Source organism: Streptomyces pseudogriseolus (assembly GCA_002154585.1).
GTDB lineage: Bacteria > Actinomycetota > Actinomycetes > Streptomycetales > Streptomycetaceae > Streptomyces > Streptomyces pseudogriseolus.
Window position 1 is genome coordinate 1 of sequence record MUNG01000016.1, and the last position, 14,609, is coordinate 14,609.

Sequence of the window (14,609 nt, forward strand, 5' to 3'; positions counted from 1 at the left end):
CCCCTGAAGTTCCGCGTCCAACGCGGACAGGTCCGCGTTCAGTGCCGCCATCAGCAGGTCCATCTGCGCCAGCAGCCCCACCGGCGGCCCTCCGGCCACCCAGCCCCCCTGCGGCACCTGCGGTTCCCGCTGTCCTCGCGGTACCTGCCGCGCCTGCGCCACCCGCGGCACACTGCTCTGCTCCTCCGACATGACGGCCCCCTCGGCCCCTGGCCCCACCCGGGGCCGACACGGTGACACCCCGGCGTCCACAGGGCCGGCGCGGGCGCCGGACGCTCCGGCTCCGAACGAGCCCAACGATCTTCCCCACCCCCGGTCACTCCCCGTCGCACCACCGGCGTGCGACGAGGCACGCCGAGGGCCCTCGCGCGCCCCCACGCCCGGGAACGTGCAGGATGGAGCCATGGATCTTCGCATCTTCACCGAGCCCCAGCAGGGGGCCACCTACGACACCTTGCTCACCGTCGCCAAGGCGACCGAGGATCTCGGCTTCGACGCCTTCTTCCGCTCCGACCACTACCTGAGCATGGGCTCCGGGGACGGCCTGCCCGGTCCCACCGACGCCTGGATCACGCTCGCCGGACTCGCCCGCGAGACCAGGCGCATCCGCCTCGGCACGCTGATGACGGCCGGCACCTTCCGCCTTCCCGGCGTGCTCGCCATCCAGGTCGCGCAGGTCGACCAGATGTCCGGCGGCCGCGTCGAACTCGGCCTGGGCGCGGGCTGGTTCGAGGAGGAGCACAAGGCGTACGGCATCCCCTTCCCCAAGGAGAAGTTCGCCCGTCTCGAGGAGCAGCTGGAGATCGTCACCGGTCTGTGGGCCACCGAAGCCGGCCAGACCTTCGACTTCCACGGCACCTACTACGACCTCACCAAGTCGCCCGCGCTGCCCAAGCCGGCCCAGTCCAAGGTGCCCGTGCTGATCGGCGGCCACGGCGCCAAGCGGACCCCGCGCCTGGCAGCCCGGTTCGCGGACGAGTTCAACATCCCCTTCGCGTCCGTCGAGGACACCGCCGCCCAGTTCGAGCGGGTCCGGGACGCGGCCCGTGAGATCGGCCGCGACCCCGGCGAGATCGTCTGCTCCAACGCCCTCGTCGTCTGCGTCGGCCGCGACGACCAGGAGGTGGCGCGCCGCGCCGCCGCCATCGGCCGCGAGGTGGACGAGCTGAAGGCGAACGGCCTGGCGGGCTCCCCGGCCGAGGTGGTCGACAAGATCGGCCGCTACGCCGAGACCGGCTCCCGGCGCGTCTACCTCCAGGTGCTCGACCTGTCCGACCTGGACCACCTGGAGCTGATCTCCTCCCAGGTCCAGTCCCAGCTGTCCTGACCCGCACGGCACCACAGCGGGGGCCGTCCCCACCGGGGGCGGCCCCCGCTCACGTACCGGGCGAAAAATGCCCGGACCCCCGCGACCCCTTCGCTGTACGTTGGGCGGACACCGGAATCCCGGTGTGTTCCCGCAGCTCAGAAGGTGTCTCGAGGTGTGACTCCGTGTTCCTGACGATCAGTACCACCGGCTCCGCGCAGCGCCCGGCGACCGATCTCGGTTTTCTGCTCCACAAGCATCCCGAGAAGGCGCAGGCGTTCTCCACGTCGTACGGCACGGCGCACGTCCTCTACCCCGAGGCGGACGCCGAACGCTGCACGGCGGCGCTGCTGCTGGAGGTGGACGCGGTGGCACTGGTCCGGCGCTCCAAGGGCAAGGGCCGCGGCGGCGCGCCCGACGCGGCCCTCGCGCAGTACGTCAACGACCGCCCGTACGCGGCCTCCTCGCTGCTCGCGGTCGCCCTCGGCTCCGTCTTCTCCACCGCCATGCGCGGCGTGTGCGCGGCCCGTCCGGAGCTGCCGGGCGTCCCGCTGCCGCTGCGTGTCGAGGTGCCCGCGCTGCCCGCGCGCGGCGGCGCCGCCCTGGTCCGCCGCCTCTTCGAGCCGCTCGGCTGGGAGGTGACCGCCGAACCGGTGCCGCTGGACACCGAGTTCCCCGACTGGGGCGACTCGCGCCACATACGTTTGACCCTGAGGTCCACCGCCCTCACCCTCGCCGAGGCGCTGCGCCACCTCTACGTACTGCTCCCCGTCCTGGACGACGCCAAGCACTACTGGGTCGCCCCGGACGAGGTCGACAAGCTGCTGCGGGTCGGCGACGGCTGGCTGGCCGGTCACCCCGAGCGCGAGCTGATCACCCGGCGCTACCTCTCCCACCGCTGGTCGCTGACCCGGCGGGCGCAGGAGCGGCTCGAGCTGGTCCGGCTGGCCGAGGCGGACGACAGCGAGGTCGAGGACCTCGACAACGCCGTCGAACCGGAGACCGAGGACGAGGAGAAGCCGACCCCGCTCGGCGTGCAGCGGCGGGAGGCGATCCTGGCCGTGCTGCGCGCGTCCGGGGCGGCCCGGGTGCTCGACCTCGGCTGCGGGCAGGGCCAGTTGGTGCAGGCGCTGCTGAAGGAGCCGGCGTTCACCGAGATCGTCGGCGTGGACGTGTCGATGCGGGCGCTCACCATCGCCTCCCGGCGGCTGAAACTGGACCGCATGGGGGAGCGGCAGGCGTCCCGCGTCACGCTCCTCCAGGGCTCCCTCGCCTACACCGACAAGCGCCTCAAGGGCTACGACGCGGCCGTGCTCTGCGAGGTGATCGAGCACCTGGACCTGCCGCGGCTGCCCGCGCTGGAGTACGCGGTGTTCGGCTCCGCCCGCCCCCGGACGGTGTGCGTCACCACGCCCAACGTCGAGTACAACGTGCGCTGGGAAAGCCTGCCGGCCGGGAAGGTGCGGCACGGCGACCACCGCTTCGAGTGGACCCGTGAGGAGTTCCGCGACTGGGCCCGGACCGTCGCCGAACGGCACCGCTACGAAGTCGAGTTCCTGCCCGTCGGGCCGGACGACCCCGAGGTCGGCCCGCCTACGCAGATGGCCGTGTTCCGGCTCGACACCCCGAAGCCCGGCACCACGAACTCCGTCACCTCGAAGCCCGTCACCCCGAAGGAGGCGAAGGCCGCATGACCACCACCGACACCACCGCCGCCGCGCGCGGCCGTGCCCTGCCGGTCACCGACCTGTCGCTGGTCGTGCTGATCGGCGCCTCCGGCTCGGGCAAGTCCACCTTCGCGCGCCGTCACTTCAAGCCCACGGAGGTCATCTCCTCCGACTTCTGCCGGGGTCTGGTCGCCGACGACGAGAACGACCAGAGCGCCTCCCGTGACGCCTTCGACGTGCTGCACTACATCGCGGGCAAGCGCCTCGCGGCCGGCCGCCGCACCGTCGTCGACGCCACAAGCGTCCAGCAGGAGGCCCGGCGGCAGCTGATCGACCTGGCCAGGCAGCACGACGTGCTGCCGATCGCCATCGTCCTCGACGTGCCCGAGCAGGTGTGCGCCGAGCGCAACGCCGCCCGCACCGACCGCGCCGGCATGCCCCGCCGCGTCCTCCAGCGCCATACCCGTGAACTCCGCCGCTCCCTGCGCCACCTGGAGCGCGAGGGGTTCCGCAAGGTGCACGTGCTGCGCGGCGTGGAGGAGGTCGAGCACGCCACCGTCGTCACGGAGAAGCGGTTCAACGACCTCACCCACCTGACCGGCCCGTTCGACATCGTCGGCGACGTCCACGGCTGCGCCTCGGAGCTGGAGGCGCTGCTCGGCAAGCTCGGCTACGTCGACGGCGTCCACCCCGAGGGCCGCACCGCCGTGTTCGTCGGCGACCTGGTCGACCGCGGCCCCGACAGCCCCGGCGTGCTGCGCCGCGTGATGGCGATGGTGAAGTCGGGCAACGCCCTCTGCGTGCCCGGCAACCACGAGAACAAGTTCGGCCGTCACCTCAAGGGCCGCAAGGTCCAGCACACCCACGGACTCGCCGAGACGATCGCGCAGATGGAGGGCGAGAGCGAGGAGTTCCGCGCCGAGGTGCGGGAGTTCGTCGAGGGTCTGGTCAGCCACTACGTCCTCGACGGCGGCAAGCTCGTGGTCTGCCACGCCGGCCTGCCCGAGAAGTACCACGGCCGCACCTCCGGCCGGGTCCGCAGCCACGCCCTCTACGGCGACACCACCGGCGAGACCGACGAGTTCGGGCTGCCCGTGCGCTACCCGTGGGCGGAGGACTACCGCGGCCGGGCCGCCGTCGTCTACGGCCACACCCCCGTCCCCGAGGCGACCTGGCTGAACAACACCATCTGCCTGGACACCGGCGCGGTGTTCGGCGGCAAGCTCACCGCGCTGCGCTGGCCGGAGCGCGAGCTGGTCGACGTACCGGCCGAGCGGGTCTGGTACGAGCCGGTGCGCCCGCTGCGCACGGAAGCCCCCGGCGGGCACGAGGGGCGCCCGCTGGACCTGGCGGACGTGCACGGCCGGCGCGTGGTGGAGACCCGGCACATGGGCCGGGTGGGCGTACGGGAGGAGAACGCGGCGGCCGCGCTGGAGGTGATGAGCCGGTTCGCGCTCGACCCGCGGCTGCTGCCGTACCTGCCGCCGACCATGGCGCCCACCGCCACCTCGCAGCGCGACGGCTACCTGGAGCACCCCGAGGAGGCGTTCGCCCGCTACGCGCAGGACGGCGTGGCCCGGGTGGTGTGCGAGGAGAAGCACATGGGGTCGCGCGCGGTGGCCCTGGTGTGCCGTGACGCAAGCGTGGCGGTCCGCCGGTTCGGCGCGGCGGGGGGTGAGACCGGGTCGCTGTACACCCGTACCGGCCGGCCGTTCTTCGACGACGCGGAGATGACCGAGGAGGTCCTCGGGCGGCTGCGCACGGCGGTCACCGAGGCCGGGCTGTGGGAGGAACTGGCCACCGACTGGCTGCTGCTGGACGCCGAGCTGATGCCGTGGTCGCTGAAGGCGTCCGGGCTGCTGCGCTCCCAGTACGCGGCGGTCGGCGCCGCGGCCGGCGCGGTCTTCCCGTCCGCCCTCGCGGCCCTGGAGGGGGCCGCGGCCCGCGGCGTCGACGTGGGGGAGCTGCTGACCCGCCAGCGCGAGCGGGCCGGCGCGGCGGCCGGGTTCACCGACGCGTACCGCCGCTACTGCTGGACCACCGACGGGCTGGACGGCGTGCGTCTCGCTCCGTTCCAGATCCTCGCCGTCCAGGGCCGCAGCCTGGCCGCGCTGCCACACGACCGGCAGCTCGCCCTGATCGACCGCATGGTCGAGCACGACGCCACCGGCCTGCTGCGGACCACCCGCCGGCTCTTCGTCGACACCGCCGACCCCGAGTCGGTGCGGGCCGGTGTGGACTGGTGGCTGGAGATGACCGGGCGCGGCGGCGAGGGCATGGTCGTCAAGCCGGTCGACGCCCTGGCCCGGGACGGCGCCGGACGCCTGGTGCAGCCGGGCATCAAGTGCCGCGGCCGGGAGTACCTGCGGATCGTCTACGGCCCCGAGTACACCCGGCCGGAGAACCTGGCGCGGCTGCGGTCCCGCTTCCTCGGCCACAAGCAGTCCCTCGCCCTGCGCGAGTACGCCCTCGGCCTGGAGGCCCTGGACCGGCTCGCCGACGGGGAGCCGCTGTGGCGGGTCCACGAGCCGGTGTTCGCGGTGCTCGCCCTGGAGTCGGAGCCGGTCGACCCGCGCCTGTGACGCGCGCGGGGGTGGGGGGTGCGGAGGACCCGTTCCCTCCGTGCCCCGTCCGCCGCGCCGCGTTTTCCCGTTCCCGTCCGCCTCCCGCGTGTGGCGGACGGGATTCGGCGAGGGCAGGGGTGAACCCGGGTCCGGGCGGTCAGGATGGAGGCATGACCTACCACGTCGACTCCGAGGCCGGGCGGCTGCGCCGCGTCATCCTGCACCGGCCCGATCTCGAGCTCAAAAGGCTCACCCCGAGCAACAAGGACGCGCTGCTCTTCGACGACGTGCTCTGGGTGCGCCGGGCGCGCGCGGAGCACGACGGGTTCGCGGACGTGCTGCGCGACCGCGGCGTCACCGTCCACCTGTTCGGCGACCTGCTGACGGAGACGCTGGAGCTGCCCGAGGCGCGCGCGCTCGTCCTCGACCGGGTCTTCGACGAGAAGGAGTACGGTCCGCTGGCCACCGGCCATCTGCGCGCCGCGTTCGAGACGCTGCCCGCGTGGGAGCTGGCCGAGGCGCTGATCGGCGGCATGACGAAGCGGGAGTTCCTCGACTCCCACCACGAGCCGGTCTCCGTGCGCTTCCATGTGATGGAGCTGGACGACTTCCTGCTCCGCCCGCTGCCCAACCACCTCTTCACCCGTGACACCTCCGCCTGGATCTACGACGGCGTCGCCATCAACGCCATGCGGTGGCCGGCCCGGCAGCGCGAGACCGTGCACTTCGAGGCGATCTACCGGCACCACCCGATGTTCCGGGACGCGTCCTTCCACCTGTGGTCCGAGGGGCAGGCCGACTACCCGTCCACCATCGAGGGCGGGGACGTCCTGGTGATCGGCAACGGCGCGGTGCTGATCGGGATGAGCGAGCGCACCACCCCGCAGGCCGTGGAGATGCTCGCGCACAAGCTGTTCGCGGCCGGCTCGGCGCGCACCATCGTCGCCCTCGACATGCCGAAGAGCCGCGCGCTGATGCATCTCGACACCGTGATGACCATGGTCGACGGCGACACCTTCACCCAGTACGCGGGCCTGCCCATGCTCCGCTCGTACACGATCGAGCCGGGCGCGGACGAGGCGGAGCTGAAGGTCACCGACCATCCGCCGGAGCACATGCACCGGGCGATCGCCGCCGCGCTCGGCCTGAGCGAGATCCGGGTGCTGACCGCCACCCAGGACGTGCACGCGGCAGAAAGGGAGCAGTGGGACGACGGCTGCAACGTGCTGGCCGTCGAACCGGGCGTGGTCGTCGCCTACGAACGCAACGTCACCACCAACACCCATCTGCGGAAGCAGGGCATCGAGGTGATAGAGATCCCGGGCAGCGAGCTGGGCCGGGGCCGGGGCGGGCCGCGCTGCATGAGCTGCCCGGTCGAGCGCGACCCGGTGTAGCGCGCCCCGCACGGACGTACTGTATAGAATTGCGGATTGTCGTATATACTTCCACGGGTTCGTGTCCCCCAGTCCTGGAGCGCCCCCATGGCGACAGTCCCGACCCCCCTCGCCGGCCGTCACTTCCTCAAGGAGGCCGACTTCACCGCGGAGGAGTTCCGCGGCCTGCTGGAGCTGGCCGCGGAGCTGAAGGCCGCCAAGCGGGCCGGGACCGAGACGCAGTACCTGCGCGGGAAGAACATCGCGCTGATCTTCGAGAAGACCTCGACGCGCACCCGCTGCGCCTTCGAGGTCGCCGCCGCCGACCAGGGCGCCTCCACGACCTACCTCGACCCTTCCGGCTCGCAGATCGGCCACAAGGAGTCCGTGAAGGACACCGCGCGGGTGCTGGGCCGGATGTACGACGGGATCGAGTACCGGGGCGACAGCCAGGCGAAGGTCGAGGAGCTGGCCGCCTTCGCGGGCGTCCCCGTCTACAACGGGCTCACCGACGACTGGCACCCCACCCAGATGCTCGCCGACGTGCTCACCATGACCGAGCACACGGCCAAGCCGCTCGGCGGGATCGCCTTCGCCTACCTCGGCGACGCCCGCTTCAACATGGGCAACTCCTACCTGGTCACCGCCGCCCTGCTGGGCATGGACGTCCGCATCGTCGCCCCGAAGACGTACTGGCCGGCGCAGGAGGTGATCGACCGCGCCCGCGAGCTGGCCACGGAGAGCGGCGCCCGGATCACGCTCACCGAGGAGATCGCCGAGGGCGTGGCGGGCGCCGACTTCGTCGCCACCGACGTCTGGGTGTCCATGGGGGAGCCCAAGGAGGTCTGGGGGGAGCGGATCGCCGCCCTCGCGTCGTACGCGGTCACCATGGACGTCCTGCGCGCCACCGGCAACCCGGACGTCGGGTTCCTGCACTGCCTGCCGGCCTTCCACGACCTGGGCACCGCGGTCGGACGGGACGTGTACGAGGCGCACGGTCTCACGTCGCTGGAGGTCACCGACGAGGTGTTCGAGTCGGCGCACTCGCTGGTCTTCGACGAGGCGGAGAACCGCATGCACACCATCAAGGCGGTGCTGGTCGCCACCCTCGGCTGAGGGGCCTCGCCCCTTTCGGCCGGGGAGCCGCGTCAGACCGGACGCCGCTGACCCGGCAGCCGGAACCACACCGCCTTGCCGGACTCGGTGGGGCGGTGTCCGCACGACGAGCTGAGCGAGCGGATCAGCAGCAGCCCGCGCCCGTGCTCCTGCCACGGGTCGGGCAGGTCGAGGTTGGGCCGGGTGAGGTCGCGGGGCGGCTCCGGATCGGCGTCGTGCACCTCCACCTGGAAACCGGCCGGCAGCAGCCGCAGCACCAGCTCGATCGGGGTGGCGCCGGAGGTGTGCTCCACGGCGTTCGCCACCAGTTCCGCCGTCAGCAGCTCCGCCGTGTCGCAGTCGGCGGAGTGCTCCCGCTCGGCGAGCGCCGTGCGCACCAGGGCGCGCGCCACGGGCACGGCCGCGGTCGTGTGCGGCAGCGCGACGCGCCAGGAGGTGGGAATGGCGGGGGGTTCGTACACAGCGTTTCCGTTCATGGAGCGGGGCGCTCCCGTTTTCGGGTGCCCATGGTACGGCCCGCCTCACCCGGATCCGTCCCCGGGATCGGGTGGCACCGGAGCCCTGCCGGGCGCGCCGTCCGGAGCGCTGCGCCCCGGCAACCGCGGCCTACCCGTCCCGCGACCCCGCCTCGCACGCACGCCCGCACCGTTACCGGGCGGTCGATGATCCGTGACGCGCGTGACCGTGCCCGAGCATGCGTGACGGCGTCGAGCGCGCGCATGACGGCGCCCGAACGGCGTATCGCGTACTCGTGACGACAGTCACCAACCGGTGATAACTTCGAGGGGCAGACCTCGCTGAGCCGCGCAGTGCCCGTCCGAGGAGGCCGCCCTCATGAGTCCCTTCACCGGCTCCGCCGCCCGCACCGCGCGCTGGGAGCATCTGCGCGTCGAGCTCGCCGACGGCGTCGCCCACGTCACCCTCGCCCGCCCCGAGAAGCTGAACGCGCTCACCTTCGGCGCCTACGCCGACCTGCGCGACCTGCTCGCCGAACTGTCCCGGGAGCGGGCCGTGCGCGCCCTGGTGCTGGGCGGCGAGGGCCGCGGCTTCTGCTCCGGCGGCGACGTCGACGAGATCATCGGCGCCACCCTCTCCCTGGACACCGCCCAGCTCCTCGACTTCAACCGGATGACGGGACAGGTCGTCCGCGCGGTACGCGAGTGCCCGTTCCCGGTGATCGCCGCGGTGCACGGGGTCGCGGCCGGCGCCGGCGCGGTCCTGGCGCTGGCCGCGGACTTCCGGGTCGCCGACCCCACCGCCCGGTTCGCCTTCCTGTTCACCCGGGTCGGCCTGTCCGGCGGGGACATGGGCGCCGCCTACCTGCTGCCCCGGGTCGTCGGCCTCGGCCACGCCACCCGGCTGCTGATGCTGGGCGAGCCGGTGCACGCCCCGGAGGCCGAGCGGATCGGGCTGATCAGCGCGCTCGCCGACGAGGGCGGCGCGGACACGGCGGCCCGCGAGCTGGCCCGCCGCCTCGCCGACGGACCCGCCCTGGCCCACGCCCAGACGAAGGCCCTGCTCACGGCCGAACTCGACATGCCCCTCGCGGCAGCGGTCGAACTGGACGCCGCCACCCAGGCCCTCCTGATGACCGGCGAGGACTACGCGGAGTTCCACGCGGCCTTCACGGAGAAGCGCGCCCCGAAATGGAGGGGACGATGACCCGGCCAGGGGCGCGGGGAACCGCGCGCCCAGCCCCCGCCCCGCCGCACCTGCGCGTGGCGGTCATCGGCGGAGGCCCCGGCGGCCTCTACGCCGCCGCCCTCCTCAAACGCCTCGACCCGACCAGGGACATCACGGTCCACGAACGCAACGCCCCCCACGACACCTTCGGCTTCGGCGTCGTCCTCAGCGACGAAACCCTCGGCGGCATCGAACACGCGGACCCGGAGGTCCACTCCGCCCTCACCACGGAGTTCGTCCGCTGGGACGACATCGACATCGTCCACCGAGGCACCCGCCACACCTCCGGAGGGCACGGCTTCGCCGCCCTCGGCCGCCGCCGTCTCCTGGAGATCCTCCACCAGCGCTGCCGCTCCCTGGGCGTGGACCTCCGCTTCCGCACGGAGGTCCCGGACCCCGCCCGCCTGGCGGAGACCCACGACCTCGTGATCGCCGCCGACGGCGTCCACAGCACCACCCGCGCCGCCTTCGCGGACGTGTTCCGCCCGCACATCACCGCGCACCGCTGCCGCTACATCTGGCTGGCCGCCGACTTCCCCTTCGACGCGTTCCGCTTCGAGATCGCCGAGACCGAGCACTGCGTGATGCAGCTGCACGGCTACCCCTTCTCCGCCGACGCCTCCACCGTCATCGTGGAGATGCGCGAAGAGGTGTGGCGGGCCGCCGGTTTCGACGAGGCCGACGAGACCGAGTCCGTCGAGCGCTGCGCCAAGATCTTCGCCGACGCACTCGGCGGCCGCCCGCTGCGCTCCAACAACTCCGCCTGGACCACCTTCCGTACGGTCGTCAACGAGCGCTGGTCTCACGGCAACGTCGTGCTGCTCGGCGACGCCGCCCACACCGCCCACTTCTCCATCGGCTCCGGCACCAAGCTCGCCGTGGAGGACGCCCTCGCCCTCGCCGCCTGCCTGAGCGAGCGGCCCACCCTCACCGACGCCCTGCGCGCCTACGAGGCGGAGCGGCGGCCCGTCGTCGCCTCCACCCAGCGCGCCGCCCGCGCCAGCCTGGAGTGGTTCGAGAACCTCGCCCTGTATCTGCGTCAGCCGCCGCGCCAGTTCGCGTTCAACCTGCTCACCCGCAGCCGCCGGGTCACCCACGACAACCTGCGGCTGCGCGACGCCCGGTTCACCGAGGCGGTGGAGCGCGGCTTCGGCTGCCCGCCCGGCACGCCCCCGATGTTCACCCCGTTCCGGCTGCGCGGACTCACCCTGCGCAACCGGGTCGTCGTCTCGCCGATGGACATGTACTCGGCGGCCGACGGTCTGCCCGGCGACTTCCACCTGGTCCACCTCGGCGCCCGCGCGCTGGGCGGCGCGGGCCTGGTGATGACGGAGATGGTGTGCGTCAGCCCGGAGGGCCGGATCACCCCGGGCTGCGCGGGCCTGTGGAGCGGACGGCAGGCGGAGGCGTGGCGGCGGATCACCGACTTCGTGCACACCCGCGCGCCGGGCACGGCCATCGGCGTGCAGCTCGGCCACAGCGGGCGCAAGGGCTCGACCCGGCTGATGTGGGAGGGCATGGACGAGCCGCTCGACGAGGGCAACTGGCCCCTGGTCGCCGCGTCCTCGCTGCCGTACAAGCCGGGATCCCAGACGCCCCGCGAGCTGTCCCGCGCGCAACTGACCGACCTGCGGGAGCAGTTCACGGCCGCCGCGGTGCGGGCCGCGCGGGCCGGGTTCGACCTGCTCGAACTGCACTGCGCGCACGGTTATCTGCTCTCCGGCTTCCTGTCGCCGCTGACCAACCACCGCACCGACGCCTACGGCGGCTCGCCGGAGAAGCGGCTGCGCTTCCCGCTGGAGGTGTTCGACGCGGTGCGGGCGGTGTGGCCGGAGGACCGGCCCATGACCGTGCGGATCTCCGCGACCGACTGGGCGGAGGGCGGCACCACGGCCGAGGACGCGGTGGCGATCGCCCGCGCCTTCGCCGACCACGGGGCCGACGCGATCGACGTGTCCACCGGTCAGGTCGTGTCCGACGAGGAACCGGAGTTCGGCCGCTCCTACCAGACGCCGTTCGCCGACCGGGTGCGCAACGAGGCCCGCGTCCCGGTGATCGCGGTCGGCGCCATCTCCTCCTGGGACGACGTCAACTCCCTGATCCTCGCCGGGCGTACGGACCTCTGCGCGCTGGCCCGCCCGCATCTGTACGACCCGCACTGGACGCTGCACGCCGCCGCCGAGCAGGGCTACGAGGGACCGGGCGTCGTCTGGCCGCCGCAGTACCGCGCGGGCAGCCGTCCGCCCCGCACCGGCCGCACCGACGCACCCAGGCCCCGGCTCACCCTGTCCGACCCGCCGCTCGCACAGGCGCCCGGCGTGTGAGGCCGTAGGACCGCGTCAGTCCGTCGCGGAATCGGAAGCCGGGTTCGCGAACGCGGCCCCCGCGTCGCGCAGTCGCTCGTGCAGCGCCAGGAAGACGGACGCCGAGCGGGTGCCGGGCCAGTCCGCCGGCAGCAGACCGGCGGGCAGGCCCGGGTCGGTGTACGGCAGGTGGCGCCAGGAGTCCAGGGCGAGGAGGTAGTCGCGGTAGGCCTCCTCGGGTGGCGCGTCCGTGCGTTGCTCCCAGGCCCGCAGCACCGGCGCGTGCCGCTCCAGGAACGCCTCGTGCCGCTCCGCGATCGCCTTCAGGTCCCACCAGCGGGCCACCGCCTCCGCCGTGGGCGCGAACCCGAGGTGCTCGCCGCGGAACAGGTCGACGTACCGGTCGAGCCGCAGCCGCTCCAGGCTGTGCCGGGTCTCCTCGTACAGCCGGGCCGGGGCGATCCACACGCCGGGCGCCGCCGTGCCGAAGCCCAGACCGGCCAGCCGGCTGCGCAGCACGTGCCGCTTCTGCCGCTCGGACTCCGGCACCGAGAACACCGCGAGCACCCAGCCCTCGTCGGCGGGCGGCGCGCCGGCGTAGATGCGCCGGTCGCCGTCCTCCAGCAACTGGCGTGCCTCGGCGGACAGTTCGTAGCCGGCCGCGCCTTGGGCGGTGCGGGCCGGGAGCAGCAGTCCGCGGCGCTTGAGCCGGGACACCGAGGAACGCACGGACGGCGCGTCCACGCCGACGGCGGCCAGCAGCCGGATCAACTCCGCGACGGGCACCGGGCCCGGCACGAACCGGCCGTAGGCGCCGTAGAGCGTGACGATGAGAGACCGTGGAGCATGCTGGTCGGACACGTTGATCATCTTAGGTCGTGTCAGCGGGCCCGTATCCCCGGCGTCATCCCTGGTCGTTCCCGGAGTCGGTGCCGGGGACGGTGCGCAGCCGGAACCGCTGGAGCTTGCCGGTGGCCGTGCGCGGCAGCGCGTCCAGGAAGACGATCTCCCGCGGGCACTTGTAGGGCGCCAGCTCCGTCTTCACGAAGGCCCGCAGCGCCTCCGCGTCCCGCTCCGCGCCCTCCTTGAGGACTGCGTACGCCACCACGACCTGACCCCGCGCCTCGTCGGGCCGGCCGACCACCGCCGCCTCCACCACGTCCGGATGGCGCAGCAGGGCGTCCTCGACCTCGGGCCCGGCGATGTTGTACCCCGCCGAGATGATCATGTCGTCGGCGCGGGCCACGTACCGGAAGTACCCGTCGGGGTCGCGGACGTAGGTGTCGCCGGTGACGTTCCAGCCGTCCCGCACGTACGCCCGCTGGCGCGGGTCGGCCAGGTAGCGGCAGCCGACGGGGCCGCGCACCGCCAGCAGTCCGGGCCGCCCGTCGGGCACCGGCACGCCGTCCGCGTCCTGCACGCGCGCCTGCCAGCCGGGCACCGGGACGCCGGTGGCGCCGGGGCGGACGGCGTCGTCGGCGGCGGAGATGAAGATGTGCAGCAGCTCGGTGGCGCCGATGCCGTTGATGATGCGCAGGCCGGTGAGGTCGTGCCAGGCCTGCCAGGTCGCGGCCGGCAGGTTCTCGCCGGCCGAGACGCAGCGGCGCAGGCTGCTCAGGTCGTGGCCGTCCGCCTGCGCGTGCATCGCCCGGTAGGCGGTGGGCGCGGTGAACAGCACCGACACCCGGTGCTCGGCGATCGCCGGCAGCAGCTGGGAGGGGTGCGCCTGTTCGAGCAGCAGCGCGCTCGCGCCCGCGCGCAGCGGGAACACCACCAGGCCGCCCAGCCCGAAGGTGAAGCCCAGCGGGGGACTGCCGGCGAACACGTCGTCGGCGACCGGCTCGAGGACGTGCCGGGAGAAGGTGTCTGCGATGGCGAGGACGTCCCGGTGGAAGTGCATGCAGCCCTTGGGCTTCCCGGTGGTGCCGGAGGTGAAGGCGATCAGCGCGACGTCGTCGGCGGCGGTCGGCACCGCCTTGTACGGGCCGTCGGGCGCCGGGCGGCGCAGCAGGTCGTCGCGGGAGTCGCCGCCGTACGCGGCGATGCGCAGGTCCGGCACCTCGGCCTTGACGAGGTCGTCGAGGGAGCGCACGTCGCACAGGGCGTGCCGCACCTCGGCGAGCGCGCAGATGGTGGCCAGCTCGTGCGGCCGCTGCTGCGCCAGCACGGTGACGGCGACCGCGCCCGCCTTCAGCACCGCCAGCCAGCAGGCGGCCAGCCAGGGCGTGGTGGGTCCGCGCAGCAGCACCCGGTTGCCGGGCACCACCCCGAGGTCGCCGGTGAGCAGATGGGCCAGCCGGTCCACGCGGGCGCGCAGCTCGCCGTACGTCCAGACGCCGCCGTCGGGCGTGCGGAACGCCGGGCGGCCGTCGTCCTGGCCGTGGAGCAGTTCGGCGGCGCAGTTCAGCCGCTCGGGGTAGCGCAGCTCCGGCAGGTCGAAGCGGAGCTCGGGCCACTCGTCCGGTGGCGGGAGATGGTCGCGGGCGAAGGTGTCGACGTGCGCGGTGGGCCGGTGATGCATGGCGGTTCGCCCCCTTGGCGTGGTGGGCTCGCACCTGGAGCGTATCGTGTTGGTGACGGCAGTCAACGGTTCGCGA

At 73.3% G+C, this 14,609-nt stretch carries 11 protein-coding genes; 7 read left to right on the forward strand and 4 right to left on the reverse strand.

Annotated elements, in window-relative coordinates:
• A partial coding sequence (locus CCN29_RS34715) for a hypothetical protein (protein ID WP_143661263.1) occupies window positions 1-192 on the reverse strand: 192 nt, incomplete at its 3' end.
• Window positions 193-403: 211 nt separating this feature from the next.
• Here CCN29_RS34715 and CCN29_RS02005 point away from each other — a divergent pair.
• The 5 genes from CCN29_RS02005 to argF all read left to right on the forward strand — a co-directional run bounded on the left by CCN29_RS02005 (window position 404) and on the right by argF (window position 8,026).
• A complete protein-coding gene (locus tag CCN29_RS02005; RefSeq protein ID WP_031064714.1) occupies window positions 404-1,327 on the forward strand; it encodes an LLM class F420-dependent oxidoreductase in 924 nt (307 codons plus the stop codon).
• Between the two features lie 164 nt (window positions 1,328-1,491).
• Window positions 1,492-3,000 (forward strand): 3' terminal RNA ribose 2'-O-methyltransferase Hen1, encoded by a 1,509-nt coding sequence (locus CCN29_RS02010; RefSeq protein WP_086679780.1) that lies wholly within the window; start codon window positions 1,492-1,494, stop codon window positions 2,998-3,000.
• A complete protein-coding gene (locus CCN29_RS02015) occupies window positions 2,997-5,555 on the forward strand; it encodes a polynucleotide kinase-phosphatase (protein WP_086679781.1) in 2,559 nt (852 codons plus the stop codon). Before CCN29_RS02010 ends, CCN29_RS02015 begins: the two co-directional genes overlap by 4 nt.
• 152 nt (window positions 5,556-5,707) lie before the next feature.
• Complete coding sequence (locus CCN29_RS02020) at window positions 5,708-6,931, forward strand: arginine deiminase (protein WP_031064724.1); 1,224 nt, start codon at window positions 5,708-5,710, stop codon at window positions 6,929-6,931.
• Between the two features lie 87 nt (window positions 6,932-7,018).
• Window positions 7,019-8,026 carry an ornithine carbamoyltransferase gene (gene argF / locus CCN29_RS02025; RefSeq protein WP_086679783.1) on the forward strand — a complete coding sequence of 336 codons (1,008 nt, stop codon included), beginning with the start codon at window positions 7,019-7,021 and terminating at the stop codon, window positions 8,024-8,026.
• Window positions 8,027-8,058: 32 nt separating this feature from the next.
• Here argF and CCN29_RS02030 read toward each other — a convergent pair whose 3' ends face one another.
• Window positions 8,059-8,502, reverse strand: coding sequence for an ATP-binding protein (locus tag CCN29_RS02030; RefSeq protein WP_031022125.1), 444 nt, complete (start codon window positions 8,500-8,502; stop codon window positions 8,059-8,061).
• Between the two features lie 358 nt (window positions 8,503-8,860).
• Between CCN29_RS02030 and CCN29_RS02035 the strand changes: the two genes are divergently transcribed.
• Together CCN29_RS02035 and CCN29_RS02040 are read left to right on the forward strand one after the other, a co-directional pair.
• Window positions 8,861-9,688, forward strand: a complete 828-nt coding sequence (locus tag CCN29_RS02035) for an enoyl-CoA hydratase family protein (protein WP_031022127.1) — start codon at window positions 8,861-8,863, stop codon at window positions 9,686-9,688.
• A complete protein-coding gene (locus tag CCN29_RS02040) occupies window positions 9,685-12,033 on the forward strand; it encodes a bifunctional salicylyl-CoA 5-hydroxylase/oxidoreductase (protein WP_086679785.1) in 2,349 nt (782 codons plus the stop codon). The genes CCN29_RS02035 and CCN29_RS02040 overlap by 4 nt, the downstream gene beginning before the upstream one ends.
• 15 nt (window positions 12,034-12,048) lie before the next feature.
• On the opposite strand, the gene CCN29_RS02045 is transcribed toward CCN29_RS02040, so the two are convergent.
• Complete coding sequence (locus CCN29_RS02045) at window positions 12,049-12,882, reverse strand: PaaX family transcriptional regulator (RefSeq protein ID WP_031022131.1); 834 nt, start codon at window positions 12,880-12,882, stop codon at window positions 12,049-12,051.
• 34 nt (window positions 12,883-12,916) lie between these two features.
• The gene (locus CCN29_RS02050) at window positions 12,917-14,533 is read right to left on the reverse strand and encodes an AMP-binding protein (protein ID WP_086679787.1); all 1,617 of its coding nucleotides are present in this window, start codon (window positions 14,531-14,533) and stop codon (window positions 12,917-12,919) included.
• Between the last annotated feature and the right edge of the window lie 76 nt (window positions 14,534-14,609).

Bases quoted from the DNA above. Each gene is read 5' to 3' on its own strand.
- CCN29_RS02005 (WP_031064714.1), top strand. From the start codon at position 404: ATGGATCTTCGCATCTTCACCGAGCCCCAGCAGGGGGCCACCTACGAC.
- CCN29_RS02015 (WP_086679781.1), top strand. From the start codon at position 2,997: ATGACCACCACCGACACCACCGCCGCCGCGCGCGGCCGTGCCCTGCCG.
- CCN29_RS02020 (WP_031064724.1), top strand. From the start codon at position 5,708: ATGACCTACCACGTCGACTCCGAGGCCGGGCGGCTGCGCCGCGTCATC.
- argF (WP_086679783.1), top strand. From the start codon at position 7,019: ATGGCGACAGTCCCGACCCCCCTCGCCGGCCGTCACTTCCTCAAGGAG.
- CCN29_RS02030 (WP_031022125.1), bottom strand. From the start codon at position 8,502: ATGAACGGAAACGCTGTGTACGAACCCCCCGCCATTCCCACCTCCTGG.
- CCN29_RS02035 (WP_031022127.1), top strand. From the start codon at position 8,861: ATGAGTCCCTTCACCGGCTCCGCCGCCCGCACCGCGCGCTGGGAGCAT.
- CCN29_RS02040 (WP_086679785.1), top strand. From the start codon at position 9,685: ATGACCCGGCCAGGGGCGCGGGGAACCGCGCGCCCAGCCCCCGCCCCG.
- CCN29_RS02045 (WP_031022131.1), bottom strand. From the start codon at position 12,882: ATGATCAACGTGTCCGACCAGCATGCTCCACGGTCTCTCATCGTCACG.
- CCN29_RS02050 (WP_086679787.1), bottom strand. From the start codon at position 14,533: ATGCATCACCGGCCCACCGCGCACGTCGACACCTTCGCCCGCGACCAT.